We start from the raw sequence: 26,362 nt of genomic DNA, 5'->3' as shown, positions 1-26,362 counted from the left end.
CGGGTTAGAGTATTCGGTCGTCGCGCTTTAAATTTTCTTGTTTTGATGCATGTCGTTGTCCCAAAACCGCTGCGCAGTTTTCGGCGACATGCATCGGTTGCCGGCCAACGTCCGCTTTATCCCCAGAAAGCCCGCTTAACCGGCGCGAACCGGTGGCCCGGACTTGCGTTTGCTGGCTTTTTCCTGTCAGTTTGCATAGATTCTGAGCCTGTTCAGACCTTTCGCGGGGCGCCGCCCACTGGTGACCCGTCCATTCATTCAAGCGAGCCTGTTTCGTCATGCGTGTTATCCTGGAACGGTCCAATCTCCTGAAGTCGCTCAACCACGTTCATCGCGTGGTCGAGCGGCGCAATACCATACCGATCCTGTCGAACGTGCTGCTCAGCGCCGAGGGCGCCAGCCTTGAAATGAAAGCCACCGACCTCGACCTCGAAGTGACCGAAGCGACGCCGGCAAAGGTCGAGCGCGGCGGGGCGACGACGGTTCCGGCGCACCTGCTCTACGACATCGTGCGCAAGCTGGCCGACGGCGCCGAAGTGATGCTGAAGACCGACGAGGACGGCAACGCCATGACGGTAACGTCGGGCCGCTCGAGCTTTCGCCTGCAATGCCTGCCGCAGTCCGATTTCCCGGAGCTTTCGGCGGGATCCTTCTCACACATCTTCCGGCTCGATTCCGTCGCCCTGAGAGGCCTTATCGAAAAGACCCAGTTCGCCATCTCCACCGAAGAGACGCGCTACTATCTCAACGGCATCTACCTGCACACGCATGAAACTGGCGGCAAGCTGAAGCTGCGTTCGGTGGCGACCGACGGCCACCGGCTGGCGCGCGCCGAGATCGACGCTCCGGCCGGGTCCGAAGGCATGCCGGGCATCATCATTCCGCGCAAGACGGTCAGCGAGTTGCAGAAGCTGGTCGACGATCCCGATGTCGCGGTGACCACCGAATTGTCCGACACCAAGATCCGCTTCACCATCGGCAGCGTGGTTCTGACCTCGAAGCTGATCGACGGCACTTTCCCGGACTACCAGCGCGTCATTCCGACCGGCAACGACAAGAAGCTGATCATCGACCGCCAGAGCTTCGCCGCCGCCGTCGATCGCGTCTCGACCATTTCCTCCGAGCGCGGCCGCGCGGTGAAGCTTTCGATCGCCGAAGGCCAGGTGACGCTTGCCGTCAACAATCCGGATTCGGGCAGCGCCACCGAGGAACTGGCGGCCGACTATTCGTCCGACCCGATCGAGATTGGCTTCAACGCCAAATATCTGCTCGACGTCGCTGCTCAACTCACCGGCACGGAAGCCAAGTTCATGCTGGCCGATGCCGGCTCGCCGACGCTGATCCACGACATGGCCGATGAGACCGCGCTCTACGTGCTGATGCCGATGCGGGTGTAGCCGCACTGCGGCACACTGCAGCATAGTGATTGCGGCGACTTCTATAGGCGGATAGCGGTTGCCGGAACAAAATCACATAAGTAAGCTCACACTTACGAATTTCCGCAATTATGCGGCGTTGTCGATCGGCTTTTCACCCGGCGCGGTGGTGTTTTCCGGCGACAATGGCGCCGGCAAGACCAATCTCCTGGAAGCCATCTCGCTGCTGACGCCTGGCCGCGGCCTGCGCCGGGCGCCCTATGTCGACGTGGCCCGCGAAGGCGGCGATGGCGGCTTTGCGCTGCACGCAAGGCTCGACGGGCCGGAGGGGCAGGTCGAGATCGGCACCGGCATCACCGGGGGTGAAGCGGCCGGCGAGGGCGGTCGCAAGGTGCGCATTAATGGCGCGCCGGCACGGTCGGCCGACGCCATGCTGGAATGGCTGCGCGTGGTCTGGCTGACGCCGGCCATGGACGGCCTGTTCCCGGGGCCTGCCGCGGACCGGCGGCGCTTTCTCGACAGGCTGGTGCTTGCGATCGATCCCGGCCACGGCCAGCGCGCGCTCGACTATGAGAAGGCGATGCGCGGACGTAACCGATTGCTTACGGAAGGTTCGCGAGACGGCGCATGGTTCGACGCCATCGAGATGCAAATGGTCGAAACCGGCGTGGCGATTGCCGCGGCGCGCGCCGAGCTGGTGCGCCTGCTGGCCGCCATGATCGACAGGTTGCCGTCCAGCGGGCCGTTTCCGCAAGCCGACATCAGCCTCTTCGGCGACCTTGAAAGCCATGTCGCCTCAGCACCCGCTGTGGATGTCGAGCAACGCTATCGCGACGCCCTTGCCGACGGCCGCGAGCGCGACCGCGCCGCCGGACGCACGCTCGACGGCCCGCACCGTTCGGATCTACTGGTGCGCCACCGCCCCAAGGCGATGCCGGCCGAACTCTGCTCGACCGGAGAGCAGAAGGCGCTGCTGGTCGGCATCGTGTTGTCGCACGCAAGGCTGACCGGCGAGATGTCGGCGATGACGCCGATCCTGTTGCTCGACGAGATTGCCGCGCATCTCGATGCCGGCCGGCGCGCCGCGCTGTTCTCGATCCTGGAGGAGCTGAACTGCCAGGCCTTCATGACCGGAACCGACGCCGCGCTGTTTTCCAGCCTGAGGGGACGCGCGCAGTTCCTCACCGTCGACCACGGCACGGTTGGGCCAACCGAAGAGACCTGACAAGGTTTTTGCTCCGCTATATGGTCGGGCAATGACCCCTGCCGCCCTCACCGACGAAGAACTCGAACGCTATGCCCGCCACATCGTGCTGCCCGAGATCGGCGGCGCCGGCCAGCAGAGGCTGAAGCGGGCCCGGGTACTGGTCATCGGCGCCGGCGGGCTCGGCGCGCCGGTGCTGGAATATCTCGCTGCCGCGGGCGTCGGCACGCTTGGCATCGTTGATGACGACATTGTCTCGCTATCCAATCTGCAGCGGCAAGTGATCCACGCCACCGATACGGTCGGTACGGCGAAGACCGAGAGCGCAAAAGCAGCGATCGCCCGGATCAATCCCCATGTCGCGGTGGAATTGCACGATTTCAGGCTGACGGCCGACAATGCTGCCGTCCTCGTCACGCGCTACGACGTGGTCGTCGACGGCTCCGACAATTTCGAGACGCGCTATGTGGTGGCTGATGCCTGCGCGGCGGAAAAGCGGCCGCTCGTGCATGCCGCCGTCGGCCGCTTCGACGGCTCGGTGACGGTGTTGATGCCGTTCGGCACCGGCGCCGACGGCAGACCGAACCCTGGATATCGCGACCTCTTTCCCGAAGCGCCGCCAGAGGGGCTGGTGCCGTCCTGCGCCGTGGCCGGGGTCGTCGGTGCGCTGACCGGCGTCGTCGGCACCTTGCAGGCAATGGAAGCCATCAAGCTGATCACCGGCATCGGCGAACCGCTGGTCGGCCGGCTGCTGCTCTACGATGCGCTGTCGGCGCGCTTCGACACGATCCGCTACAAGAGAAACTGAGCTTATGGATCAGTCCACCAGCGTCCTTGTTACGCAGCTCGCCTCCGATTTCGAGCGCTGGGATGAACTGCTCAGCCTAATCATGCATTCCTTTGCGCCGATGGACGGCGTCATCGATCCGCCCTCCTCTGCGCATCTGCTGAGCGTCGAAAGCCTGAGGGACAAGGCTGGGCGGGAAACGGTGTTCGTGGCTCTGCAGGGCGGCCAGATCGCAGGCTGCGTTTTTGCGCTGGAGAGACCCGATGATTTCTATGTCGGCAAGCTCGCCGTCGAACTCGGGCTTCAGGGCCGAGGCATCGGCAGACGATTGATGCAGGCTGTCGAGGATCTTGCCCGCAACCGCAACAAACCCGCCATCGAACTGCAGACGCGGGTCGAGCTCACGGCAAATCACGCAACCTTTGCGCGTCTCGGCTTCCGCGAAACCGCGCGCACGGCGCATGACGGTTATGACCGGCCGACCTCGATGACCATGCGCAAGGAGTTCGCGTGAGCCTCGCCCTCAGCGCACAGGAGCAGACAATCGCCTCCGGCCATGACGGGGCGGCGATGGCGATGCGCATCGTTGCCGAAAGCGCTGCGCTGCTCGGCGCGCCGCGACTTATCCCGATCGCCTCGACGCATATAGACGGCGCGCTCTATCACGGCGATTCCGGCACGCTGTTTGCCGAAAGGCTGGTCGATAGCGGCGCCAGGGTCGCGGTGCGCTCGACGCTCAATGTCGGCGCGCTCGACCTGATGGGCTGCTCGCGCGTGCGCCTCGAAGAGCCGGCGCGCGGCATGGCGCGACGAATGATGGAGGCCTACCGCAAACTGGGCTGCGAGCAGAGCTGGACCTGCGCGCCCTATCAGGCCGGCCACAGGCCGGCGCTTGGCAGCGATGTCGCCTGGGGTGAATCCAACGCGGTGGTGTTCTGCAATTCGGTTCTGGGGGCACGCACCAACCGCTATGGCGACTTCCTCGACATCGCCTGCGCCATATCGGGCCGCGCGCCGGATTACGGCCTGCATCGCCCCGAGAACCGGCAGGCACGGCTGTTGTTCGATGTGTCCGGCCTATCCGCCTCGTTCCTTGGCTCCGAGATCGCCTGGCCGGTGCTGGGCAACCTCTACGGCCGTGAGGTCGGCAATGCGATCGGCGTCGTCACCGGCATATTCAGCCATCCCGGCGAGGATGCGCTGAAGGCCTTCGGCGCGGCGGCGGCATCGTCGGGCGCCGTCGGCCTGTTCCACATTGCCGGCGTGACGCCCGAGGCGCCCGACGCCGAGACCATCCTGGTGGGCGGCAGGCCGGAAACGATGATCCGCGTAACGCCGGAGATGGCCATGAAGGCCCGCGCCGGCCTGTCCACCGCAGCCACGCAGACCGCCATCGATGCCGTGGCGATCGGCAGTCCGCATCTGTCTTTGGCCGAATTCGATGCACTTGAGCGGCTGATTGGCGGGCGGCGGCTCAGCGTGCCGATTTACGCCTGCACCGGCCGCCACGTGCTCACCAGGCTGGAGCAGAACGGCAAGCGCAAGATGCTCGAAGCCAGCGGCGTCATCATCGTCGCCGACACCTGCGTGGTGGTGACGCCGATCCTGCCGGATCTGGCCGGCGGCGTGCTGATGACCAATTCGGGAAAATTCGCGCACTACGCGCCGGGCAATACCGGTTACGCCGTGCTTTACGGCTCGCTGGCCGACTGCGTGGAAAGCGCGGTTGCCGGTAAGCCGAGGTTTACGGATATCGCCGCATGAATGCTGCAGCCGACATACTGGTGCCGGGCAGCGGAGGCGAAGGGCTGGCCTTGGTGCTGACGGCGCCGATCAGCTTCTGGGGCGGCGTCGACCCGAAGAGCGGCCGCATCGCCGATGTCCGTCACCCGCAGCATGGCGAGACCATTTCCGGGCGTGTGCTGTTCCTGCCCGGCACGATCGGCTCGTCCTCAGCGTCAGCCGTGCTGATGGAACTCGTCCACAATGGCCATGCGCCGACGGCACTCGTGCTGCACGAGCCGGACGCGATCCTGCTGCTTGGCTTGATTGTGGCCAGGGAAATGGGCTGGCGGACGCCGGTAGCGCTCAGGCTCAGGCGCGACGCTTTTGAGGCCTATCGCGGCAAGCGTGTGAGTGCCGCGGCGGATGGGGCCCTCACAACCGCAGCCTGAACGCGGCCCGCTTCAAGTCCGTAGCGGCAGCACGCGGTCCGGCGGTCGGTGGCCGTCGAAGAAGGCGCGGATGTTGATGATCACCTTCTCGCCCATGTCGATGCGGCCCTCGATCGTCGCCGAGCCCATATGCGGCAAAAGCACGACCTTGTTCTTGGCGGCAAGCTTCAGCAGTTTCGAGTTCAGCGCCGGTTCGTGCTCGTAGACGTCGAGGCCGGCACCGGCGATCTTGCCGTCCTGGATAAGCTTGACCAGCGCTTCCTCGTCGATAATGTCGCCGCGCGCGGTGTTGACCACATAGGCGGTGGGCTGAAGCAGAGCCAGGCGCCGCGCCGAAAGCAGATGAAAGGTCGCCGGCGTCGACGGGCAATTGACCGAGATGATGTCCATGCGGGCAAGCATCTGGTCGAGGCTTTCCCAATAGGTCGCCTCCAGCCCTTCCTCGACCGCCGGCAGCACGCGATGGCGGTTATGGTAGTGGATGGACAGGCCGAAAGCCTTTGCGCGCCTGGCAACAGCGGTGCCGATGCGGCCCATGCCGACAATGCCGAGGCGCTTGCCCCAGATGCGCCGGCCGAGCATCCAGGTCGGCGACCAACCGGCCCATTTCTTGTCGCTGGTGAGCACATTGGCGCCTTCGGCCAGCCGCCGCGGGCCGGCCAGCATCAGCGCCATGGTCATGTCGGCCGTATCCTCGGTCAGCACGTTCGGCGTGTTGGTGACGGTAATGCCTTTCTTGGCCGCCGCAGCGACGTCGATCTTGTCGACGCCATTGCCGAAATTGGCGATCAGCTTGAGATTGTCGCCGGCCTGGGCAATCAGCGCCGCATCGATCTGGTCGGTGATGGTCGGCACCAGCACATCGGCTTCCTTGATCGCCGCGACCAGCTCCGGCTGCGTCATCGGGCGGTCCTCGACAATCAGCCTGGCGTCGAAGAGTTCGCGCATGCGGGTCTCGACCGGATCGGGCAGCTTGCGCGTGATGACGACGAGAGGCCGTTTTTTGCCTGCCATTGTTCCTCGAACCCGATCTCGTTGAGACCTCTTTAACCAAGACAGGCGAAACTGAATACCGGTCGCGGTGCCTGCCACTCCTGTAACAAGCGGTGCCGCCGAAGACAAAGAAAAAGGGGCGCCCGGACCAAAGGGCACGCGCCGAAAGGAATGAAAGTGTCTGGTTTCGCGTCGCTTCGCCTGATCCTCAGCGCAGCGCTTCTCGGCGCTCTCCTGCATTCCCCGCAAGCCGCGGCGCAAGGTGCCGCCGCACCTGTGCAGACGGTCACGCTCGGGCCGAGCGGCCTGCCGCTGCCGCGTTTCGTCAGCCTGAAATCGGCTCGCGTCAACTCGCGCGTTGGCCCCGGCGCCAACTATTCCGTCGACTGGATGTACACAAAGGCCGGCCTGCCGATGGAAATCATCCAGGAATTCGATACCTGGCGGCGGGTGCGCGATGCCGATGGCTCGGAGGGTTGGATCAACCAGTCGCTGCTGTCGGGCCGACGGACCGCGATCGTCGCCCCTTGGCAACGCACCAAAGGTGGCCGAATCAATCTGCTCGACGATGCCGATAAGGACGCCAGCGTCATCGCCATCATCGAGCCGGGCGTTACGGGCACGATCAAAACCTGCGATGGCCAGTGGTGCGAAATGACCTTCGACGGCCACACCGGCTGGATCGCCCAGTCGCAGGTGTGGGGCGCCTATCCCGGCGAGCACGTCAAGAATTGAAATTGCTGGAGGCCTAACGGCCGATACGGCCGAGATGGGTGTCCTGAAAACCGGTCGACAGTTTGAGACCGTAGCCGAGCGCGCGGTCGACGGCGATGTGGATGATCCAGATCAGACCAATCGCGGTCGCCGTCGAATTGGCCAGAACATATCCGGCGAGGGCCAGCAACAGCGGGACGATCAATATGTGCAACGCGTTGTAAGCGACAGCGCCGATCCGTGCCCCGGCGAGATAGCCCAGCATCGCCAGGTCGGGCGCCAGAATAAGCAGGGCGAACAGCCACCAGGAAACGCCTGACGCGGCATAGGCGACTATAGCCACGACCGCGACCGCAACCCATTCGAGCCGGATTGCAAAATCGACAGGTTTCACGGGTTGGGGCTTAAACGCTGCGCTTCGGGCGCAGCCTCACCACGATGTCGACATTGGCGATCTCCATGCCTGCGGGTGGCTCCGGCAGGTTGGAGACGGTCACCGGACCGCTTTCTATATCGAAGATCCTGTTTTCGCCTTCGATGTAAAAATGATGGTGATCGGAGGTGTTGGTGTCGAAATAGGTCTTGGACCCCTCGACTGCCAGGATGCGCAGCAGGCCGGCCTGGGTGAACTGGTGAAGCGCGTTGTAGACGGTGGCGAGCGAGACCGGCACGCCGGCGGCGACCGCCTCTTCATGCAGTTCCTCGGCCGAAAGGTGGCGGTCGCCCTTGGCAAACAGCAGATCGGCCAGCGCAATGCGTTGGCGTGTCGGCCTGAGGCCGGCTTCGCGAACCCGCTTGTCCACAGCGACATTTTCCTTCCGGCAGCCCAGATCCATCTATCCGTCCAAGCCCACAGTTCTGCCTCAAGACACGCCCAGAGTGGCGAAAAAACGTCATCAACCGAAACTGGATACCTCCCGACATATATTCTGTTGGCGGAATACGATCAATAGAGCGACGTGCGGCCAGTTGGACGCACCAAATGCGCTCTATCACTTTTGGCGTAGCATCGTGCTTTCTGGAAATCGGAATCGATTTCCAGGCCGATGCGAGAGCGCGCATTGACCCGGGCAGACGGGCGGGTTAAGCGCAAACGCCGGTTTCCGGCCCGAATGGGATTGTGTTAGGAAACCAACGACAAGGGCGCCCCACCGCCCGGGACGATTATGGGGACGAGACATATGGCGGGTTCGAAATCCAGCTACGGTTATGAGGAATTGCTCGCCTGCGCCCGCGGCGAGCTGTTCGGGCCCGGCAACGCCCAGCTACCCTACCCGCCCATGCTGATGTTCGACCGCATCACCGAGATCAGCGAGACCGGCGGCGCCTACGACAAGGGCTTCATCCGTGCCGAATTCGACATCAAGCCGGACCTGTGGTTCTTCGCCTGCCATTTCATCGGCAATCCGATCATGCCGGGGTGCCTGGGCCTTGACGCCATGTGGCAATTGACGGGTTTTTACCTCGGCTGGCTCGGCGAGCCGGGCAAGGGCATGGCGCTGTCGACCGGCGAGGTCAAGTTCAAGGGCATGGTGACGCCTTCGGTCAAGAAGGTGGAATACGGCATCGATTTCAAGCGCGTCATGCGTGGACGCCTGGTGCTCGGTATCGCCGATGGCTGGCTTAAGGCCGACGGCGAACCCATATACGCTGCGACGGACCTCAAGGTGGGGCTGTCCAAGCAATCGGCCGCCTGACCGGCGCCACTGCAGCGGCGCGTTCTTCCGAGACGCAACGCCGCTGCGGCATTTTGATTTTGCGTATGATCGCCGGCGAAAACCGACTAGGGTTTCGGGATCATCCGCTGGAAGGAGTTGCGAATGAGAAGGGTCGTCGTCACAGGCCTCGGCATCGTATCGTCGATCGGCAACAACGCCAACGAGGTGCAATCCTCGCTCCATGATGCCAAATCAGGCATCAGCTTCTCAGATTCCTTCGCCGAACACGGCTTCCGCTGCCAGGTCTGGGGTGCGCCGACGCTCGACCCGACCCCTATGATCGACCGGCGCGCCATGCGCTTCCTGAGCCAGGGCGCGGGCTGGAACCATGTCGCGATGGACCAGGCGATCGCCGACGCCGGGCTTGGCGAAAGCGACATCACCAATGAGCGCACCGGCATCGTCATGGGCTCGGGTGGCCCCTCGACCCGCACCATCGTCGAGGCGGCCGAGACCACGCTCAAGAACAACAGCCCCAAGCGCATCGGTCCGTTCGCGGTGCCGAAGGCGATGTCGTCGACCGCGTCGGCGACGCTCGCCACCTGGTTCAAGATCCACGGCGTCAACTATTCGATCTCGTCGGCCTGCTCGACCTCGGCGCATTGCATCGGCAACGCCTACGAACTGATCCAGTGGGGCAAGCAGGATGTGATGTTTGCCGGCGGCCATGAGGACCTCGACTGGACGATGTCGGACCTGTTCGATGCCATGGGGGCGATGTCGTCGAAGTATAACGACAAGGCGTCAACAGCGTCACGCGCGTATGACGCCAATCGCGATGGCTTCGTCATCGCGGGTGGCGCGGGCGTCCTCATCCTGGAGGAGCTCGAACACGCCAAGGCGCGCGGGGCCAAGATCTACGCTGAGATCGTCGGCTATGGCGCGACGTCGGACGGTTACGACATGGTGGCGCCGTCGGGCGAAGGCGCGGTGCGCTGCATGCGCCAGGCTCTGGCGACGGTGTCCACGCCGGTCGACTACATCAACACCCACGGCACCTCGACGCCGGTCGGCGATTCCCGGGAAATGGGCGCCATCCGAGAGGTGTTCGGCGAGAAGATGCCGTTCATCACCTCGACCAAGTCGCTGACCGGCCATTCGCTGGGTGCCGCCGGCGTACAGGAATCGATCTACTCGATCCTGATGATGCAAGGCGGCTTCATCGGCGAGAGCGCCCATATCGAAAACCTCGATCCCGAATTCGAGGGCATGCCGATCGTGCGCAAGCGCATCGACGACGCCAGGATCGACACGGTTTTGTCCAACTCGTTCGGCTTCGGTGGCACCAACGCAACGCTGATTTTCCAGCGCTATTCCGCATAAGGCCAGCGTTTTTTTGTAGGGGGATTGCCGGCCATGGACGGACTGATGAAGGGCAAGCGCGGGCTTGTCATGGGCGTCGCCAACGATCATTCGATCGCCTGGGGCATCGCCAGGAAATTGTCCGAACACGGGGCGGAGCTTGCCTTCACCTATCAGGGCGACGCCTTCGGGCGCCGCGTCAAGCCGCTTGCCGAGAAGCTTGGCGCGTCTCTGGTGGTGCCCTGTGACGTCGAGGACAGCGCATCGGTCGCCGCCACCTTCGAGACGCTCGGCAAGGAATGGGGCGGGCTCGACTTCGTCGTCCACGCCATCGGCTTTTCCGACAAGAACGAGCTCAAAGGGCTCTACGCCGACACCAGCCGCGACAATTTCGTCCGCACCATGGTCATCTCCTGCTACTCCTTCACCGAGGTCGCCCGCCATGCCGCCCCGCTGATGAGCGAAGGCGGCGCGATGATCACGCTGACCTATGCCGGCTCTGTCCGCGTCATGCCGAACTACAACGTCATGGGCGTCGCCAAGGCCGGACTGGAAGCCAGCGTGCGCTATCTCGCCAACGACTATGGCCCGCGCGGCATCCGGGTGAACGGCATATCGGCGGGACCGGTGCGTACTTTGGCCGGCGCCGGAATCTCGGACGCCCGCCACATGTACTCCTACCAGCAGCGCAACTCGCCGCTGCGCCGCACGGTGACCATCGACGAGGTCGGCGGCTCGGCGCTCTATCTTTTGTCCGACCTCTCGTCAGGCGTCACCGGCGAAATCCATTATGTGGATTCCGGCTATCACATCGTGTCGATGCCAACCCTGGATGAGTTGAAGCAGACCGACAGCGTACGCGATTAATTCACCAGTAAAATTAGATGCATGGGCGGAAACTCATTTTAAGGAGATATCCGCTAGAAGTCCTATGGGCTTGGGCTCTGCGCGTTCTTGCTGGGCGCAAAGGATGCTTTAGCCTTTATGAATTTGCGCTTGATATTTCCCGAAGTCGAGTTGATTTCGGGATCATGCGACAGGGACTGAGCAATGCCTGCTGTCAGCAACCCGAAGCGAACACCTGTGTTCCGGCTGCTCACCGTCGCCAGTTCGGGCCTTGGCAGTTTCATCCTTGGGCTTTGGGGCCTCCGGCATGGTTTCGGGGACGGCTTTGCCGGCATGCAGGCGGAAACCATGATCGGCATCGCGTCGGCGCTATGCGCGCTGGCCGCCGCCGGTGCTGCCTTGTCCTTCTTCGCCGGCGTCGATGAATCGGTGGACTACGTTTTCAACGAAACCCATTTCGACAAGCTGACCGGGCTTTTTGCGCGGCCGGCGATGGTCGGCAGGATTGCCGACGCGGCGTCCGCGACGATCAGGACCGGTGAGCCGGTGTTCCTCATCGACATCGACATCGACCGCTTCAAGCAGATCAACGACGCCATCGGCTACAGCCATGGCGACGAACTGATCCGCGGCTTCACCAAGCGGTTGAAGGCCTGCATGCCCGAAGGCGCGGTGATGGGGCGCATCGGCGCCGGCGAGTTCGCTATCCTTGTCTGGGAACACCAACTCCAAAGGTCCATGGAAAGCACCGTCGAAACCATGATCGAGGAGATGCTGAAGCCGTACCAGCTCGATTCCCACCTGCAGTCGGTCGGCCTGTCGGTCGGCATCGTGGCGATGCCAAAGGATGGCGTCGATCCGGTCCTCATCCTGCGCCGCTCCAACCTGGCGCTGCAGAATGCCCGCGCCGGCGGCGTGGGCAACTGGTCGGTCTTCCATTCCGACATGGGCCAGGTCGCCGACTACCGCCACTGGATCGAATCCGAACTGCACATCGCCTTCGACCGTGGCGATTTCGACCTTCACTACCAGCCGCAGCTCGACCTGCCGACCGGCCGTGTCGTCGGCTACGAGGCGCTGATCCGCTGGAAGCACCCGGAACGCGGCATGATCCCGCCGATGGAATTCATTCCGATCGCCGAAGAGACCGGCATGATCCACCCGATCGGCAATTGGGTGCTGAACAAGGCCTGCAGCGATGCCCGTCATTTGCCCGAGGACTGCTTCGTTGCCGTCAACATCTCGCCGGTCCAGTTCAGGACCAAGGATTTCGTCGGTATCGTGCGCGACACGATGGCCAGCACCGGCATCAAGCCGTCGCGGCTGGAGCTCGAAGTGACCGAGACGGCGATGATGCAGGACCGCGACCGCGCCGCCATCATCCTGCAGCAGCTTGCCGACATGGGCATTTCGGTGGCCGTCGACGATTTCGGCACCGGCTATTCCAATCTCAGCTACCTGATCGACTTCGCCTTCGGCAAGCTGAAGATCGACCGCTCCTTCGTCAGCCGCATCGACACCGATTCCAATTCGGGCGCCGTCGTCTCTACCATCGTCGGCCTGTCGCGGGCGCTCGGCGTCGGCATCATCGCCGAAGGCGTCGAGACCGAGAACCAGGCGACGCTTTTGCGAGCAGCTGGTTGCGAGATGGTGCAGGGCTATCTGTTCGGCAGGCCGGCGCCGCTCAAGATCAAGCCTGGCGATATCAGACCGACCATTCCCGTCCACGAGCCGGCGCGCATCGTCAGCATGCATTGAGGCGACCGGCACCGTCCTATCGGCGCGCGCAGAAAACCTTGAACATGCCGTCGCGGGCGAGTTCGGCATGGCTGGAGAAGACAGCCTTCAGAACCGGTTCGTAAGGCAGCTGACGGTTCGCCACCATGAACAGCCGCCCGCCCGGCTTCAGCGCCTTGCCCGCCGCCTGGATCATGCCGGCGCCGATTTCCGGCTCGGCCGCCCGGCTGCGATGGAAGGGCGGGTTCATGACGATGGCATCATAGCGCCGCTCGACCGGCTCGCTCAGCAGATCGGTCCAGAAGAAGCCGGGCTCGAAGCCTGTCTGGCCGATATTGCCCTTGGCCGCCTCAAGCGCGTCGAAATCCGCTTCGTAAAGGTCGAGCCCCGTTATGCCGGATGAACGTGCCGCGACCTCGGCGGCGACATAACCCCAGCCGGCGCAGAAATCAGCAATGTTGCCGCGCAGGTCTTTGGGCAGGTTGTCGACCAGAAGTTTCGAGCCGACGTCGATCCGGTCGAAGGAGAACATGCCAGGCGCGGTACGGAAGCGGTCCTCTACGACCAAGGCGGGATTGGCGACGCGCAGTTTTTCCGCAGGCGCCAGATCGGCCGGACGGCGAAGCCAGAAGGCGATGCCGTGATATTTCGGCAGATGCCCTTCGATGGGAACAAGCTCGTCGATGCGCTTGCGCAGGCTGGCGATGCCTTCGTCCTTACCGCCGGCGACAATGATCAGACCGCCCGGCGTGACGCGTTCGATCGCCTCGGCAATACGCATCTCGTTTAGCCCACGATGGCGGCCGGCAAGCACGAGCGCTGCATCGAATGCATCGCCTTCCGCGCGCGGCGTTACCTTGTGACCGGCACGCTCCAGCGCTCGGAGATGCGGCCGGAAACCCTGTGCAAGATGGAGCTCTGCCTCGAAGCCTTCCGGCAAGCGGAAGCCGGGCTCCGCACCCAGGAACAACACACGCTCGCCCTTTTGCGGCAGAGGGAACCCCTCGGCCTCGAAGGGATGGAACAGTGTCTTCAGCGGCTCAGCGGCCATTCTTCGATTCTCATGTCGTAGACGGGTATTAAACGAAAACGGGCGCGACATAAGCCGCGCCCGTTCAACTCTATTGTCAGACCACTCAGGCGGCGTTTTCTTCGCCTTCGGCCTTCTTGTCGCGGGCGATTTCCTTGCCGGTGGCCTGGTCGACGACCTTCATCGACAGGCGGACCTTGCCGCGCTCGTCGAAGCCCATCAGCTTGACCCAGACCTTGTCGCCTTCCTTGACGACGTCCGAGGTCTTGGCGACCCGGTCGTTGGCAAGCTGCGAGATGTGGACGAGGCCGTCACGCGGACCGAAGAAGTTGACGAAAGCCCCGAAGTCGGCGGTCTTGACGACCGTGCCTTCGTAGATTTCGCCGACTTCCGGCTCGGCGACGATGGTATGGATCCACTTCTTGGCCGCCTCGATCTCCTTGGCGTTCGACGAAGCGATCTTGACCGTGCCGTCGTCCTCGATGTTGATCTTTGCGCCGGTCTTCTCGACGATCTCACGGATAACCTTGCCGCCGGAGCCGATCACGTCGCGGATCTTGTCGGTCGGGATGTGCATAACCTCGATGCGCGGTGCGAACTCACCGAGTTCGGGGCGGGCGCCGGTCAGAGCATGCGCCATCTCGCTGAGGATATGCTGGCGGCCGTCCTTGGCCTGGTCCAGCGCGATCTTCATGATCTCCTCGGTGATGCCCTCGATCTTGATGTCCATCTGCAGCGAGGTGATGCCGCCTTCGGTACCGGCAACCTTGAAGTCCATGTCGCCGAGGTGATCTTCGTCACCCAGGATGTCGGACAGAACCGCGAAGCGCTCGCCTTCCTTGATCAGGCCCATCGCGATACCAGCAACCGGCTTGGCCAGCGGAACGCCGGCATCCATCAGCGCCAGCGATGTGCCGCAGACGGTGGCCATCGACGACGAACCGTTGGACTCGGTGATCTCCGAGACGACGCGCAGCGTGTAGGGGAACTGGTCCGCGCTCGGCAGCATCGGACGGATAGCGCGCCAGGCGAGCTTGCCGTGGCCGATTTCGCGGCGGCCCGGCGAACCCATGCGGCCGGTCTCGCCGACGGAGTAGGGAGGGAAGTTGTAGTGAAGGAGGAACTTCTCCTTGTACATGCCGGTCAGCGAATCGACATACTGCTCGTCCTCGCCGGTACCCAGCGTGGCAACGACCAGCGCCTGGGTCTCGCCGCGGGTGAACAGCGCCGAACCGTGCGTGCGCGGCAGGACGCCGACTTCCGAGACGATCTTGCGGACAGTCTTGAGGTCACGGCCATCGATGCGCGAACCGGTGTCGAGGATGTTCCAGCGCACGACCTTGGCCTGGAGTTCCTTGAACACCGAACCGATCTGCTCGGAGGTGTACTTGGCGTCTTCGCCTTCGGCCGGGGCGAACGCTGCCTTGACCTTCGCCTTGACGGCGTCGACGGCGGCGTAACGCTTCTGCTTGTCGACGTTCTTGTAGGCATTGCTGAGCTCGTCGCCGACGATCTTCAGCATTTCGGCTTCAAGCGCGGAGTAGTCCGGCGCCGTGAAATCGCGCGGCTCCTTGGCGGCAACTTCGGCCAGCTTGATGATGGCGTCGATGACCGGCTGGAAGCCCCTGTGGCCGAACATGACGGCGCCGAGCATCAGCTCTTCGCCGAGTTCCTTGGCTTCGGACTCGACCATCAGCACGGCGTCGGTGGTGCCGGCGACGATCAGGTCCAGCCTGGATTCCTGCATCTCATCGACATGCGGGTTGAGCACGTATTCGCCGTTGATGTAGCCGACGCGGGCGCCGCCGATCGGGCCCATGAAGGGAACGCCCGACAGCGTCAAAGCGGCCGAGGTGGCGACGATCGACAGGATATCGGGATCGTTCTCGAGGTCATGCTGGACGACGGTGACGACGATCTGGGTGTCGTTCTTGTAGCCGTCGGCGAAGAGCGGGCGGATCGGGCGGTCGATCAGGCGGGAAACCAGCGTTTCCTTTTCGCTCGGACGTCCCTCGCGCTTGAAGTAGCCGCCCGGGATCTTGCCGGCGGCGTAGGTCTTTTCCTGGTAGTTGACGGTCAGCGGGAAGAAATCGAGGCCTGGCTTCGGCTCCTTCATCGAAACGACGGTGGCGAGAACCTTAGTTTCGCCGTAGGTCGCAAGCACCGCGCCGTCAGCCTGACGTGCGATCTTGCCGGTTTCCAGGATGAGCGGACGGCCGCCCCATTCGATTTCCACTTTGTGGTAGTTGAACATATCTTGTCCTTAATAAGCGGAAAGGGCCGCGCCGTTTCACGGTGCGCGGATGCCCTTTCCCTGGCTTCCTTTCTCGGGCAGCCACGGGCAAGACAACGGGAAGCTCGGTAAATTTCGGCGCTGGTTAGCGCACGAGCGTCCTGCAATCCTGCCCCATGACCGTCCATGGGCGGTTTCGAGTGGCCTCTGCACGCTCGAAACCGGGTCTGGCCAATCGATGCGACTGGCAGAATGCGCGACCGGCGGGCTCTCCTTCGAAAGCCCGCCGGTCAATTCGTCAACGGCGCAGACCGAGCTTCTCGATCAACGTCTGATAGCGCGCGTCATCCTTGCGCTTGAGATAATCAAGCAGGCTGCGGCGCTGGGAGACGAGAGCGAGCAGACCACGGCGGGAATGGTTATCCTTCTTGTGGTCCTTGAAGTGGTCGGTCAGGTTCTTGATGCGCTCGGAAAGGATGGCCACCTGGACTTCCGGAGACCCGGTATCGCCCTTGGCGGTTGCGAATTCACCCATCAATTCCTGTTTGCGCTCGGCAGTAATCGACATCGTGTTTTCCTTATCTGTTTGAGGAAACGGGTCGCCCTCAGCCGGGATGTCGTCCAGCAGGGGCCGGTGCAAGCAAAGCGACATGGCGCGATGCTGCGGCGCATATAGGGCAATTCCCCGGAAAACACCAGCCCATTCATAAAGCCGGCTTGTCGCAGCCTTTGCTCGGGAATCCAGGATTCCCCTGACACCGGAAGCTTACAGCCACTTCTTGCTTTTGAAGAAGACGATCAGCCCGACAGCAACGGCCAGCATGAACAGCAGCGAAGCCGGGTAGCCATAGTAGGCTTTCAGTTCCGGCATGTTCCACGGCGAGATATCGGGATCGAAATTCATCCCCCAGATACCGACCAGGAAGGTTAGCGGCATGAAGATCACCGAGACGATGGTGAGATAAGAGATGACGTCGTTGGTGCGCGCCTGGCTCAGCGACAAATGCATTTCGATCAAGCCGGTCAGCATATCACGCTGGTTCTCGACCAGCTCGATCAGCCGCAATGCGTGGTCGAGCGTGTCGTTGAAGAAGATTTTCGTCTCCGGCTTCACATAGGGCACGTCGTTGCGGATCAGCGTCGCCAGCGTGTCGCGCATCGGCCACAGCACGCCCTTGAGCACATTGGCGTCGCGCCGCAATTCGTGCAGCTGGCGCATCTGATGCTTGTGAGGCGTGTTGAGCATCTCGTCCTCGATGCCATCGACCTCCTCGCTAGCGGCCTCAATCGGCGGGAAATAGCTGTCGACGATGGAATCGATGAGCGCATAGGCCAGATAGTCGGCGCCGCGCATCCGCAAGCGGTTGGGCAACGCTGCGGCGATGCGCTTGCGCACGGGGTCGAACGGATCGCCTTCGCGCTCCTGGAAGGTGACGACGAATTTCTTGCCGAAGAACACCGCGATCTGCTCATAGCGATGCACCTTGACGTCGTCGATCATGCGCATGACGACGAAGGCGTGGTCCTCGAAGAAGTCGACCTTCGGCCGCTGGCCGGTGTTGACGACATCTTCCAGAGCCAGTGGATGCAGGTTGAAGATCCGGCCGATCTCCTCGATCAGCTGGATGTTGGCGAGACCGGTGCAGTCCAACCAGACGACCGGCCAGTTGTCGCAATGGGTGTTGAGATCGTCGATGCTGGCATCGTTGATGGTCTTGAATTTTTCAGGCGAAATCAGCGTCAGCCGCAGCTCGGACCGTCGCGCCGCCGGATCGGCGATCAGCGTGCCGGGCGAGGCTCCAACCGGCGGCCGGCGCGTTGTCACCGGCGCCCGCTTCTTCACCGCCTCAGCCTTTGCCATGTGCCCCTCGGATGTGACGTCGACGTAAAACTAGACGGGAGTGGTCAGCCGGCAAAGACCCGCTTCGGCTTGAACATGCCTTGCTCGATGGCGCCGATGGCGACAAGCTTGCCGCGCGCGGTGGCGCAGGCTTCCTCGGCTTCCACGGGCGCGTCGCGGCCGCGGATGATGACGGGATTGCCAAGGCGGATCTTGGTCGCCGCTTCGTCGCTGATGGCAATCTGCGGCAGGCAGTCGAGCGCGGCGGCCGTGTCGACGAGCAGCGCATCGATTGCGCCAAAGTCGATCGGCGCGTCGGCAACATCGGCGTCGCCCTCTTTGTCAGCTTCGCGCTGTTCGCCGAAACGGGCGGCTTCCAGTTCGGCGACGGTGACGAAATCCTCCTGGGTGAACGGCTCGACCTCGACCCTGCGCAATTCGGCGATGTGGCCGAAGCAGCCGAGGTCGCGGCCCATGTCGCGGGCCAGCGAGCGCACATAGGTGCCTTTGCCGCATTCGACCTCGAACAAAGTGTGGTCGGCAGCGTGCTCGACGATGTCCAGACGGCCGATCTCGATCTCGCGCGCGGGGATGTCGACTGTCTCGCCCCCACGGGCGAGATCGTAGGCGCGTTCGCCTGATATCTTGATGGCCGAGAATTGCGGCGGTGTCTGCATGATGACGCCGGTGTAGTTCGGCAGCAGCGCCCTGACATCTTCTTCCGCCGGACGGCGGTCGGAACTTTGCGTCACCGGGCCTTCGAGATCGTCGGTCGAACGCTCCTCGCCCCAGGCGACGGTGAACCGGTAGATTTTGGCGCCGTCCTGCACATAAGGCACGGTCTTGGTTGCCTCGCCCAGCGCGATCGGCAGCATGCCAGAGGCCAGCGGGTCGAGCGTGCCGGCATGGCCGGCCTTTTCGGCCTGGAAAAGCCATTTGATCTTGGAGACGGCTTCGGTCGAACCCATGCCAACCGGCTTGTCCAGCACCACCCAGCCGGAGATCGGCCGGCCCTTCTTCTTGCCGCGGCGCCCCACTATTTCTCGTCCTTGTCGTTGTCTTCGCCATCGGTACCCAAGTCTCGCGCGACTTCCGGCGATTTCAGCAAATCGTTGATCCTGGCGAAATTGTCGAAGGACGTATCGAGCTTGAAGCGGAACTCCGGCATGAACTTCATCTGGCGGAGCGCGCCGGAGACGCGGCCACGGACGAACTTCGCGTGCTTGTTGAGCGCGTCGATGACCGCACCCGTGTCCTTGGCGCCGAGCGGCGAAACGAAGGCCGTTGCGACCCTCAGATCAGTGGACATACGCACTTCCGAGACCGAAACCACGGTGTTCTCGATCAGCGGGTCGATAATCTCGCCGCGCTGCAAGGTTTCCGACAGCGCATGGCGCACCTGTTCGGCGACGCGAAGCATGCGCTGGGATGGGCTGGAGGCGGTTGGACGGGGCATTTTTCTCAATCCGGAAAGCGTGAGGCGCGGGATGGGACCGTGCCGCCATGTCTCATATTTGTTCTATGCATGTCGTTTATCCCGCACTTTTGGGCGACAGGCATTAATGTTAGGGCGGCGGTCTTTCGACCACCGCCCGGTCGTATCGACAGTATGCGAACTCAGAGCGTCCGGGTCACCATCTCGACGCGGAAGCACTCGATGATGTCGCCGACGCGCATGTCCTCGTAGTTCTGGAAGGCCATGCCGCACTCCTGGCCGCCCGGAACTTCCGCGACTTCATCCTTGAAGCGCTTGAGGGTCTTCAGCGTACCTTCATGGATGACGACGTTGTCGCGGATCAGGCGCACGCCCGCTCCACGCTCGACCTTGCCTTCGGTGACACGGCAGCCGGCGATCTTGCCGACCTTGGTGATGTCGAAGATCTCGAGGATCTCGGCATTGCCAATGAAGGTCTCTCGGCGTTCCGGCGACAGCAGGCCGGAAAGTGCTGCCTTCACATCATCGACGAGGTTGTAGATGATCGAGTAGTAGCGGATTTCGATGCCCGCGGCCGCCGCGGCCGCACGTGCCTGCACGTTGGCACGGACGTTGAAGCCGATGATCGCGGCCCCCGAGGTCTCCGCCAGCGACACGTCGCTTTCGGTGATGGCGCCGGCGCCGGCATGAACGATGCGCGCACGCACCTCGTCGGTGCCAAGCTTGTCGAGAGCGGCGTTGATCGCCTCGATCGAACCCTGCACGTCGCCCTTGATGACCAGCGGGAATTCCTTCAACCCGCTTGTCTGCAGCTGCGACATCATCTGTTCGAGCGAGCCGCGCTGGCCGGCATGGCGAGCCACTGCCTTCTCGCGCGCCAGACGCTGGCGATATTCGGTGATCTCGCGGGCGCGGGCCTCGTTGTTGACGACAGCGAAGCGGTCGCCGGCTTGCGGCGTGCCCTGCAGGCCGAGCACCTCGACCGGCATAGCCGGCGGCGCCTCCTTGATCTGCTCGCCACGGTCGTTGACCAGAGCGCGCACCCGGCCCCACTCATTGCCGGCGACGAGGATGTCGCCCGGCATCAAAGTGCCGGTCTGCACCAGTACGGTGGCGACGGGGCCACGGCCCTTGTCGAGCTGGGCTTCGATGACCACGCCCTCGGCGGTACGGTCCGGATTGGCCTTGAGGTCGAGGATTTCGGCCTGCAGCAGGATCGCCTCGAGCAGCTTGTCGAGGTTGGTGCCCTTGGTCGCCGACACTTCGACGTCCAGCACTTCACCGCCCATCGATTCGACGAACACCTCATGGCGCAGCAGTTCCGACCGCACCTTCTGCGGATCGGCATCATGCTTGTCGATCTTGTTGATCGCCACGATGATCGGAACGCCGGCCGCCTTGGCATGGCTGATCGATTCGATGGTCTGCGGCATGACGCTGTCGTCGGCCGCCACCACCAGGATGGCGATGTCGGTCGCCTGAGCGCCGCGGGCGCGCATCGCCGTGAAGGCGGCGTGACCGGGCGTGTCGATGAAGGTGATCTTCTGACCGTTCTTCTCGACCTGGTAGGCGCCGATATGCTGGGTGATGCCGCCGGCTTCGCCGGAGACGACATTGGCATTGCGGATGGCGTCGAGCAGCGAGGTCTTGCCGTGGTCGACATGGCCCATGATGGTCACGACAGGCGGCCGCGACACCAGGTCCTCGGCATTGTCGGCAATGTTGAACAGGCCTTCCTCGATGTCGGACTCGGCGACGCGGCGGACCGTGTGGCCGAATTCGGTGGCGACCAGCTCGGCCGTGTCGGCGTCGATGATGTCGCCCGGCTTCAGGATCTGGCCCTGCTTCATGAAGTACTTGACCACATCGACAGCGCGCTCGGACATGCGCTGCGCCAGTTCCTGGATGGTGATGGTTTCAGGCAGGATCACTTCGCGCATAACCTTCTCGCGCGGCTCATTGTGCATCGCGCGCTTGAATTTTTCCTGGCGGCGACGCATCGACGACAGCGAGCGGGCGCGCGCGTCCTCGTCGGAAAGAGCCGTGTTGAGGGTCAGCTTGCCGCGACGACGGTCTTCCTCGGCCTTGGTCGGCTTGGCCGGGCGCGCCACTTCGGGCGTAACCGGACGGCGTACCGGGGCGCCGGCGGCGGTGCGCTTCGGCTTGACCTCTTCCTCGTCATCCGATGCCACAAGCTCGGCAGCCTGCGGCGCGCGGCGGCGCGCTTCTTCCTCGGCGCGGCGGCGGGACTCGGCCTCGGTCTGCAGGCGGGCTTCTTCCTCGGCCTGACGGCGCGCGGATTCCTCGCGCTCGCGCTTGCGGCGTTCCTCATCCTCGTTGCGGCGCTTGGCCTCTTCGATGGCGCGTTGGCGGTCCTCGACGTCGCGAACCTTGGAGCCTTCGAGCGCCCTGCGGCGCGCTTCCATTTCATTGCGCGACAGTTCGTTCAGCACCATGCCGCCGCGTTCGGCCGGCGGCGGCGGAGGCGGCGCCTTGGGCGCTTCCTGCACGACGGGGGCTGCCACTACCGCGGGCTTGGGCGTAAATACGGGTGCAGCCACCGGCTCCGGCTTGTCGCCGGGCATGGAGAATTTGCGCTTCTTGATCTCGACCTGGACCTGCTTGGTGCGGCCATGCGAGAAATTCTGTCGCACGACGCTCTGCTCGGTACCGGGGCGCTTCAGCGTCAAGGTCTTCTTCGGTGTAACACTCAACGTCTTGTCGTCGCCCGATTTCGTATCGCTCATTCCATATCCTCTGCAGCATCATCTTCGTCAGCAACGGCCGCAAGCATTGCCAGATCGTCGGGGGTTCCGCCCCGATATCGGTCGAGCGCAACCATGCGCCTCTCAACCGCCTTGCCCGCGTCTCCCGCGAGAACGGCAGCATGTATCACATTTGTACCCCCCAATGCCAAGCTCAACTCGGCCTCGGAGAAAAGTTTGTAGGCAAGGACTGCCGGCCCGCCGAGGTGGACAGTTGCCCGCCGCGCCTGACTGATCTTGCGCACGCCATCGTCGGATGCCTCGGTCGCGTGGAGCACGAAAAGCGCCAACCCCGAGCGCACCGCGCTCTCGACCTTGGTTGCGCCGAGTGCGATCGAGCCAGCCTTGCGGGCAAGGCCAAGCATACCCAAAGCGGATCGTGCAAGCAGTCCGTCGACCATGCCGCCGAGATCGGGCGGCACGACGACCTGCGCCTTGAAGGCGCGGGCAAACAGGTTCTTCGCCGCCGCCTTGTCGATATGTAGGCGGTCGGCGCTCACCCAACAACCACGGCCGGGCAGATTTCTCTTCAGGTCAGGAACGACGGCCGAATCCGGGCCGACGACGAAACGGATCAGCTCATCCGGCTCGGCTTGCTTGCGCGTGACGATGCAGGTGCGATCGTTCATCTCGTCCTGGGGCGGGTTGTGTGCGATGCGGTTTCACCTCACGCACCAACGGCTTCGTCAGCCGGGACCTGTTCGGCTGCAAGCTCGTCTTCGGTGATCCAGCCGGCCTTGAGGCGGGCTGCCAGAACCATCTGCTCGGCGTCGGCGCGCGACACGCCGTGATTGGCGAGCACACCCGGGAATACCTTGGTCTCGCCGTCCTTGCGTTCCTTCCAGCCGGTCAGGTCGTCGGCGGCATAGCCGGCGAAATCCTCGATCGTCTTCACGCCATCCTCGCCGAGCGTCACCATCATGGCGGTGGTGACGCCAGGGATCTCGCGCAGTTCGTCGGTGACGCCCAGCGCCTTGCGCTTGTCGTCATGCTCGGCTTCGATCTTCTCCAGATATTCGCGGGCGCGGGTCTGGATCTCCGAAGCGGTGTCTTCGTCGAAACCGTCGATCGAGGCGATCTCGCCCGAATCGACATAGGCAACTTCCTCGACGCTGGTGAAGCCTTCGGAGGCCAACACCTGGCCGACCATCTCGTCGACATCAAGGGCTTCCATGAACAGCGACGAGCGTTCGACGAATTCCTTCTGGCGGCGCTCGGACTCCTCGGCCTCGGTCAGGATGTCGATGTCCCAGCCGGTGAGCTGCGAGGCAAGACGCACGTTCTGGCCGCGACGGCCGATGGCCAGCGACAGCTGGTCGTCGGGAACCACCACTTCGATGCGCTCGGCATCCTCGTCGAGCACGACCTTGGCGACTTCCGCCGGCTGCAGCGCGTTGACGATGAAGGAGGCGGCCGAAGGCGACCACGGAATGATGTCGATCTTTTCGCCCTGCAATTCGCCGACCACCGCCTGGACGCGGCTGCCGCGCATACCGACGCAGGCGCCGACCGGATCGATCGACGAGTCACGCGAAATGACGGCGATCTTGGCGCGCGAGCCTGGGTCGCGGGCGACCGACTTGATCTCGATGATGCCGTCATAGATTTCCGGCACTTCCATGGTGAAGAGCTTGGCCATGAACTGCGGATGGGTGCGCGACAGGAATATCTGCGGGCCGCGCTGTTCGCGGCGCACGTCGTAGACATAGGCGCGGACGCGGTCGCCGTACTTGTAGTTTTCGCGCGGGATCAGCTCGTCGCGGCGGATAATCGCCTCGCCACGGCCGAGATCGACGATGACGTTGCCATATTCGACGCGCTTGACGGTGCCGTTGACGATCTCGCCGATGCGGTCCTTGTATTCGTCATACTGGCGGTCGCGCTCGGCCTCGCGCACTTTCTGCACGATGACCTGCTTGGCTGACTGGGCGGCGATGCGGCCGAAATCCATTGGCGGCAGCTGTTCGGCGATGAAGTCGCCAAGCTGGGCGTCCGGATTGCGCTCGCGGGCCGAGGAAATGGCGATCTGGGTGGCGTAGTCGTCGACCTTCTCGACCACTTCCATCAGCCGCTGCAGCTTCATCTCGCCGGTGTTGGCGTTGATGTCGGCGCGGATGTTGGTTTCCTGGCCGTAGCGCGAGCGCGCGGCCTTCTGGATCGCATCAGCCATGGCGGCAATGACGATCGACTTGTCGATCGACTTTTCACGCGCCACCGCGTCGGCGATCTGCAGCAGTTCAAGTCTGTTGGCGCTTACAACCATCTTATTTCTCCCGAGCTTGTTGCCGAGCTTTTAGGCCCGGCCGCTCATCATAGTTCCTGTTCGATTTCGTCTTCCGCGCCGCCTTCAGCACCTTCGGGTGCATCATCAGCTTCGCCGCGGCGTTTCTTGGCTTCCTTGCGTTCCCGGTTGTCCTTCGAAAGGGCATCGCGAATAAGGTCGTCGGTGAGGATCAGCCGCACATCGGCGATCGCGTCATAAGGAATGCGAACCGTCGGCTCTTCGCCGTAGGCGGCCTTGTCGCGCTCGAGCAGCATGTCGTCTTCGCCGGCTTCGGCGATCTTGCCCTTGAAGCGCTTGCGGTCGGCGACCGGCACCGAGGTTTCCATCTTCACCAGATGGCCGGTCCAGGTGACGAAATCCGACTTGCGTACCAGCGGCCGGTCGATGCCCGGCGACGACACTTCGAGATGATAGGCCTTCTCGATCGGGTCATCGACGTCGAGCGCCGGCGACACAGCGCGGCTGACCTCTTCGCAATCCTCGACGGTCATGGTGCCGTCCTCGCGTTCGGCCATGATCTGCAGCGTCAGGCCGTTCTGGCCCGACAGATGCACCCGCACGAGGCGGAAGCCAATGCCTCGCAACACCGGCTGAACGATCAGCGCGATGCGCGCATCGATACCGCTTTCGCGGATGATGCGGTCGTCGGCTTCGCTTGCCGTTGCAGTCATGCGGTTCCTGTCGTTCTCTGGATCAGGATGATCGTCGTCCCGAACCATCTCTTTGCTGATGGCTGACCGGCAGGTAATAAAAAAGAGCGGGACCGGGTGGACCCACTCTTCGTCATACCGACCAAGAATTTGAGGCTGATATAGACGATCCCGGCCGGTGTTTCAAGTCTGTTGACGGGCCGGGCAGAGTGCAGCCGGGGACGGCTGGCAGGATTGCGCGCGGCGCATGCCGGCTATGCGGTAACGGCCCTGTGATCCCGGATTTCACATCCCTATCTATGTTGCACTGCACAAATCAAAGATGAGCGCGCGGTGGCGCGCGAAAGGTCAAGACAATGAGCAACCGTACCGTGTTTTCCGCCATAGGCGACGCCTTTGCCCTGTTCGGCAGCGCCGTTGCCGCCTCGCGGGCCGTCGAAGCCGGCCGCAAGCCGCGCGCCAACGATCTGCGCCGGCTCGGCATGGACCCGACCGCTTTCGGCAAGATCGGCCGTTTCTGAAGCCAGACCGGCTGTTGATGCGGGACACTTTCCCGCATCGAACTATTTTCTGATGAAGGTGAGATAGGCCGGCCGTCGGCCCTCGCGAATGGCTTTCGCCTCGTAGCGTGTGCCCGGCCAGCCTTCATAGGGCCGATGCCAGTCGGCCCCACCTTGCGCCTGCCAGAGGAGCGCGCCATGCGCCCGACAGTGCAACAAGGTCCAGTTCACATAGGTGTCGATGTCGGATGCGAAGCGGAATTTTCCGCCCGGCTTCAGCACGCGCGCGAACCGATCGAGGTTGAGCGGGCTGACGAAACGCCGCTTCCAGTGCTTTTTCTTCGGCCAGGGATCGGGGTAGAGCAGATCGATGCCGTCGAGCGACGCCTGCGGCAACCAATCGAGCAGGCGCGTGGCGTCGTCATCATAAACGCGAAGATTGGCAAGCGGCTTTTCCCGCACCGCCATCATCAGCTTGGCCATGCCGTTGACGAACGGCTCGACACCGATGAAGCCGGTCGCCGGTGCCTCCGTGGCACGGTGCAGCAGATGCTCACCGCCGCCGAAGCCGATTTCCAGCCGAACCGTTGAAACATCCGCTGAGAATAGCGCGCGCAATTCTGCCGGCGCCTGGACGGAGAGGTCGAGGCCATAGGCCCCAAGACCGCTTTCCAGCGCCGCCGCCTGCTGCGGGCGAATGGTCTTGCCGTGCCGGCGGCCGAAGAACCCTTCGGTCGCGCGGCTCCGCCTGTCCTGTGGATCCATGGCCTGGTC

The 26,362-nt window shown here is 63.3% G+C and carries 27 protein-coding genes; 12 read left to right on the top strand and 15 right to left on the bottom strand.

Going from position 1 to position 26,362, the window contains the following annotated elements:
- Window positions 1-4 precede the first annotated feature (4 nt).
- On the bottom strand, window positions 5-280 hold the full coding sequence (locus NKJ76_RS09730; RefSeq protein WP_155922476.1) for a hypothetical protein: 276 nt from the start codon (window positions 278-280) through the stop codon (window positions 5-7).
- On the opposite strand from NKJ76_RS09730, the gene dnaN reads away from it, so the two are divergent.
- The 6 genes from dnaN to NKJ76_RS09700 are packed head-to-tail and all read left to right on the top strand — an operon-like array spanning window position 279 to window position 5,541.
- Window positions 279-1,397, top strand: a complete 1,119-nt coding sequence (dnaN, locus tag NKJ76_RS09725; protein ID WP_352537299.1) for a DNA polymerase III subunit beta — start codon at window positions 279-281, stop codon at window positions 1,395-1,397. The genes NKJ76_RS09730 and dnaN overlap by 2 nt on opposite strands.
- 58 nt (window positions 1,398-1,455) lie before the next feature.
- Window positions 1,456-2,601 (top strand): DNA replication/repair protein RecF, encoded by a 1,146-nt coding sequence (recF, locus tag NKJ76_RS09720; protein WP_023669574.1) that lies wholly within the window; start codon window positions 1,456-1,458, stop codon window positions 2,599-2,601.
- Between the two features lie 31 nt (window positions 2,602-2,632).
- Entirely contained in the window at window positions 2,633-3,388 is a 756-nt protein-coding gene (locus tag NKJ76_RS09715; protein WP_352537298.1) for a molybdopterin-synthase adenylyltransferase MoeB, read from the top strand.
- Between the two features lie 4 nt (window positions 3,389-3,392).
- Window positions 3,393-3,881, top strand: a complete 489-nt coding sequence (locus NKJ76_RS09710) for a GNAT family N-acetyltransferase (protein ID WP_352537297.1) — start codon at window positions 3,393-3,395, stop codon at window positions 3,879-3,881.
- Window positions 3,878-5,131 (top strand): aconitase X, encoded by a 1,254-nt coding sequence (locus NKJ76_RS09705; protein ID WP_352537296.1) that lies wholly within the window; start codon window positions 3,878-3,880, stop codon window positions 5,129-5,131. The genes NKJ76_RS09710 and NKJ76_RS09705 overlap by 4 nt, the downstream gene beginning before the upstream one ends.
- The gene (locus tag NKJ76_RS09700) at window positions 5,128-5,541 is read left to right on the top strand and encodes an aconitase X swivel domain-containing protein (RefSeq protein WP_352537295.1); all 414 of its coding nucleotides are present in this window, start codon (window positions 5,128-5,130) and stop codon (window positions 5,539-5,541) included. Before NKJ76_RS09705 ends, NKJ76_RS09700 begins: the two co-directional genes overlap by 4 nt.
- 12 nt (window positions 5,542-5,553) lie before the next feature.
- Here NKJ76_RS09700 and NKJ76_RS09695 read toward each other — a convergent pair whose 3' ends face one another.
- Window positions 5,554-6,555 (bottom strand): 2-hydroxyacid dehydrogenase, encoded by a 1,002-nt coding sequence (locus NKJ76_RS09695; RefSeq protein WP_352537294.1) that lies wholly within the window; start codon window positions 6,553-6,555, stop codon window positions 5,554-5,556.
- Between the two features lie 156 nt (window positions 6,556-6,711).
- Here NKJ76_RS09695 and NKJ76_RS09690 point away from each other — a divergent pair, with 156 nt between their 5' ends.
- Window positions 6,712-7,269, top strand: coding sequence for an SH3 domain-containing protein (locus NKJ76_RS09690; RefSeq protein ID WP_023669569.1), 558 nt, complete (start codon window positions 6,712-6,714; stop codon window positions 7,267-7,269).
- Between the two features lie 13 nt (window positions 7,270-7,282).
- On the opposite strand, the gene NKJ76_RS09685 is transcribed toward NKJ76_RS09690, so the two are convergent.
- A complete protein-coding gene (locus NKJ76_RS09685; RefSeq protein ID WP_352537293.1) occupies window positions 7,283-7,642 on the bottom strand; it encodes a DUF4260 domain-containing protein in 360 nt (119 codons plus the stop codon).
- A gap of 10 nt (window positions 7,643-7,652) precedes the next feature.
- Window positions 7,653-8,084, bottom strand: a complete 432-nt coding sequence (gene irrA, locus NKJ76_RS09680) for an iron response transcriptional regulator IrrA (protein WP_023688734.1) — start codon at window positions 8,082-8,084, stop codon at window positions 7,653-7,655.
- Window positions 8,085-8,429: 345 nt separating this feature from the next.
- Here irrA and fabA point away from each other — a divergent pair, with 345 nt between their 5' ends.
- From fabA to NKJ76_RS09660, 4 genes are all read left to right on the top strand, one after another.
- Window positions 8,430-8,945, top strand: a complete 516-nt coding sequence (gene fabA, locus NKJ76_RS09675; RefSeq protein WP_023738185.1) for a 3-hydroxyacyl-[acyl-carrier-protein] dehydratase FabA — start codon at window positions 8,430-8,432, stop codon at window positions 8,943-8,945.
- A 123-nt stretch (window positions 8,946-9,068) separates the two neighbouring features.
- Entirely contained in the window at window positions 9,069-10,289 is a 1,221-nt protein-coding gene (gene fabB / locus NKJ76_RS09670) for a beta-ketoacyl-ACP synthase I (protein ID WP_352537292.1), read from the top strand.
- 33 nt (window positions 10,290-10,322) lie between these two features.
- The gene (fabI, locus tag NKJ76_RS09665; protein WP_023669564.1) at window positions 10,323-11,135 is read left to right on the top strand and encodes an enoyl-ACP reductase FabI; all 813 of its coding nucleotides are present in this window, start codon (window positions 10,323-10,325) and stop codon (window positions 11,133-11,135) included.
- A gap of 183 nt (window positions 11,136-11,318) precedes the next feature.
- A complete protein-coding gene (locus NKJ76_RS09660; protein WP_023688736.1) occupies window positions 11,319-12,872 on the top strand; it encodes a putative bifunctional diguanylate cyclase/phosphodiesterase in 1,554 nt (517 codons plus the stop codon).
- 16 nt (window positions 12,873-12,888) lie between these two features.
- On the opposite strand, the gene NKJ76_RS09655 is transcribed toward NKJ76_RS09660, so the two are convergent.
- The 10 genes from NKJ76_RS09655 to rimP form a co-directional block, all read right to left on the bottom strand.
- Window positions 12,889-13,902, bottom strand: coding sequence for a class I SAM-dependent methyltransferase (locus tag NKJ76_RS09655; RefSeq protein WP_352537291.1), 1,014 nt, complete (start codon window positions 13,900-13,902; stop codon window positions 12,889-12,891).
- A gap of 85 nt (window positions 13,903-13,987) precedes the next feature.
- Window positions 13,988-16,135 carry a polyribonucleotide nucleotidyltransferase gene (gene pnp / locus NKJ76_RS09650; protein ID WP_023688738.1) on the bottom strand — a complete coding sequence of 716 codons (2,148 nt, stop codon included), beginning with the start codon at window positions 16,133-16,135 and terminating at the stop codon, window positions 13,988-13,990.
- A gap of 277 nt (window positions 16,136-16,412) precedes the next feature.
- A complete protein-coding gene (gene rpsO / locus NKJ76_RS09645) occupies window positions 16,413-16,682 on the bottom strand; it encodes a 30S ribosomal protein S15 (RefSeq protein WP_006202929.1) in 270 nt (89 codons plus the stop codon).
- 198 nt (window positions 16,683-16,880) lie between these two features.
- Entirely contained in the window at window positions 16,881-17,975 is a 1,095-nt protein-coding gene (gene corA / locus NKJ76_RS09640; protein WP_023692583.1) for a magnesium/cobalt transporter CorA, read from the bottom strand.
- 44 nt (window positions 17,976-18,019) lie between these two features.
- Window positions 18,020-18,991 (bottom strand): tRNA pseudouridine(55) synthase TruB, encoded by a 972-nt coding sequence (gene truB / locus NKJ76_RS09635; RefSeq protein ID WP_023692584.1) that lies wholly within the window; start codon window positions 18,989-18,991, stop codon window positions 18,020-18,022.
- Complete coding sequence (gene rbfA, locus NKJ76_RS09630; protein ID WP_023692585.1) at window positions 18,991-19,410, bottom strand: 30S ribosome-binding factor RbfA; 420 nt, start codon at window positions 19,408-19,410, stop codon at window positions 18,991-18,993. Before rbfA ends, truB begins: the two co-directional genes overlap by 1 nt.
- Window positions 19,411-19,571: 161 nt before the next feature.
- Entirely contained in the window at window positions 19,572-22,136 is a 2,565-nt protein-coding gene (gene infB, locus NKJ76_RS09625) for a translation initiation factor IF-2 (RefSeq protein ID WP_023669557.1), read from the bottom strand.
- On the bottom strand, window positions 22,133-22,783 hold the full coding sequence (locus tag NKJ76_RS09620) for an RNA-binding protein (RefSeq protein ID WP_023669556.1): 651 nt from the start codon (window positions 22,781-22,783) through the stop codon (window positions 22,133-22,135). The genes infB and NKJ76_RS09620 overlap by 4 nt, the downstream gene beginning before the upstream one ends.
- 38 nt (window positions 22,784-22,821) lie before the next feature.
- Window positions 22,822-24,417 carry a transcription termination factor NusA gene (gene nusA, locus NKJ76_RS09615; RefSeq protein ID WP_023669555.1) on the bottom strand — a complete coding sequence of 532 codons (1,596 nt, stop codon included), beginning with the start codon at window positions 24,415-24,417 and terminating at the stop codon, window positions 22,822-22,824.
- 47 nt (window positions 24,418-24,464) lie between these two features.
- A complete protein-coding gene (gene rimP, locus NKJ76_RS09610) occupies window positions 24,465-25,109 on the bottom strand; it encodes a ribosome maturation factor RimP (RefSeq protein ID WP_023669554.1) in 645 nt (214 codons plus the stop codon).
- A 335-nt stretch (window positions 25,110-25,444) separates the two neighbouring features.
- Here rimP and NKJ76_RS09605 point away from each other — a divergent pair, with 335 nt between their 5' ends.
- Window positions 25,445-25,609, top strand: a complete 165-nt coding sequence (locus NKJ76_RS09605) for a hypothetical protein (RefSeq protein ID WP_023669553.1) — start codon at window positions 25,445-25,447, stop codon at window positions 25,607-25,609.
- Between the two features lie 42 nt (window positions 25,610-25,651).
- Here the strand turns inward: NKJ76_RS09605 and trmB are convergent, their stop codons facing one another.
- Window positions 25,652-26,353, bottom strand: coding sequence for a tRNA (guanine(46)-N(7))-methyltransferase TrmB (trmB, locus tag NKJ76_RS09600; protein WP_023688742.1), 702 nt, complete (start codon window positions 26,351-26,353; stop codon window positions 25,652-25,654).
- Window positions 26,354-26,362: the final 9 nt, after the last annotated feature.

It is taken from the genome of Mesorhizobium sp. M0029 (genome assembly GCF_040323735.1).
GTDB lineage: Bacteria > Pseudomonadota > Alphaproteobacteria > Rhizobiales > Rhizobiaceae > Mesorhizobium.
This window is presented reverse-complemented; position numbering and strand designations above follow the sequence as displayed.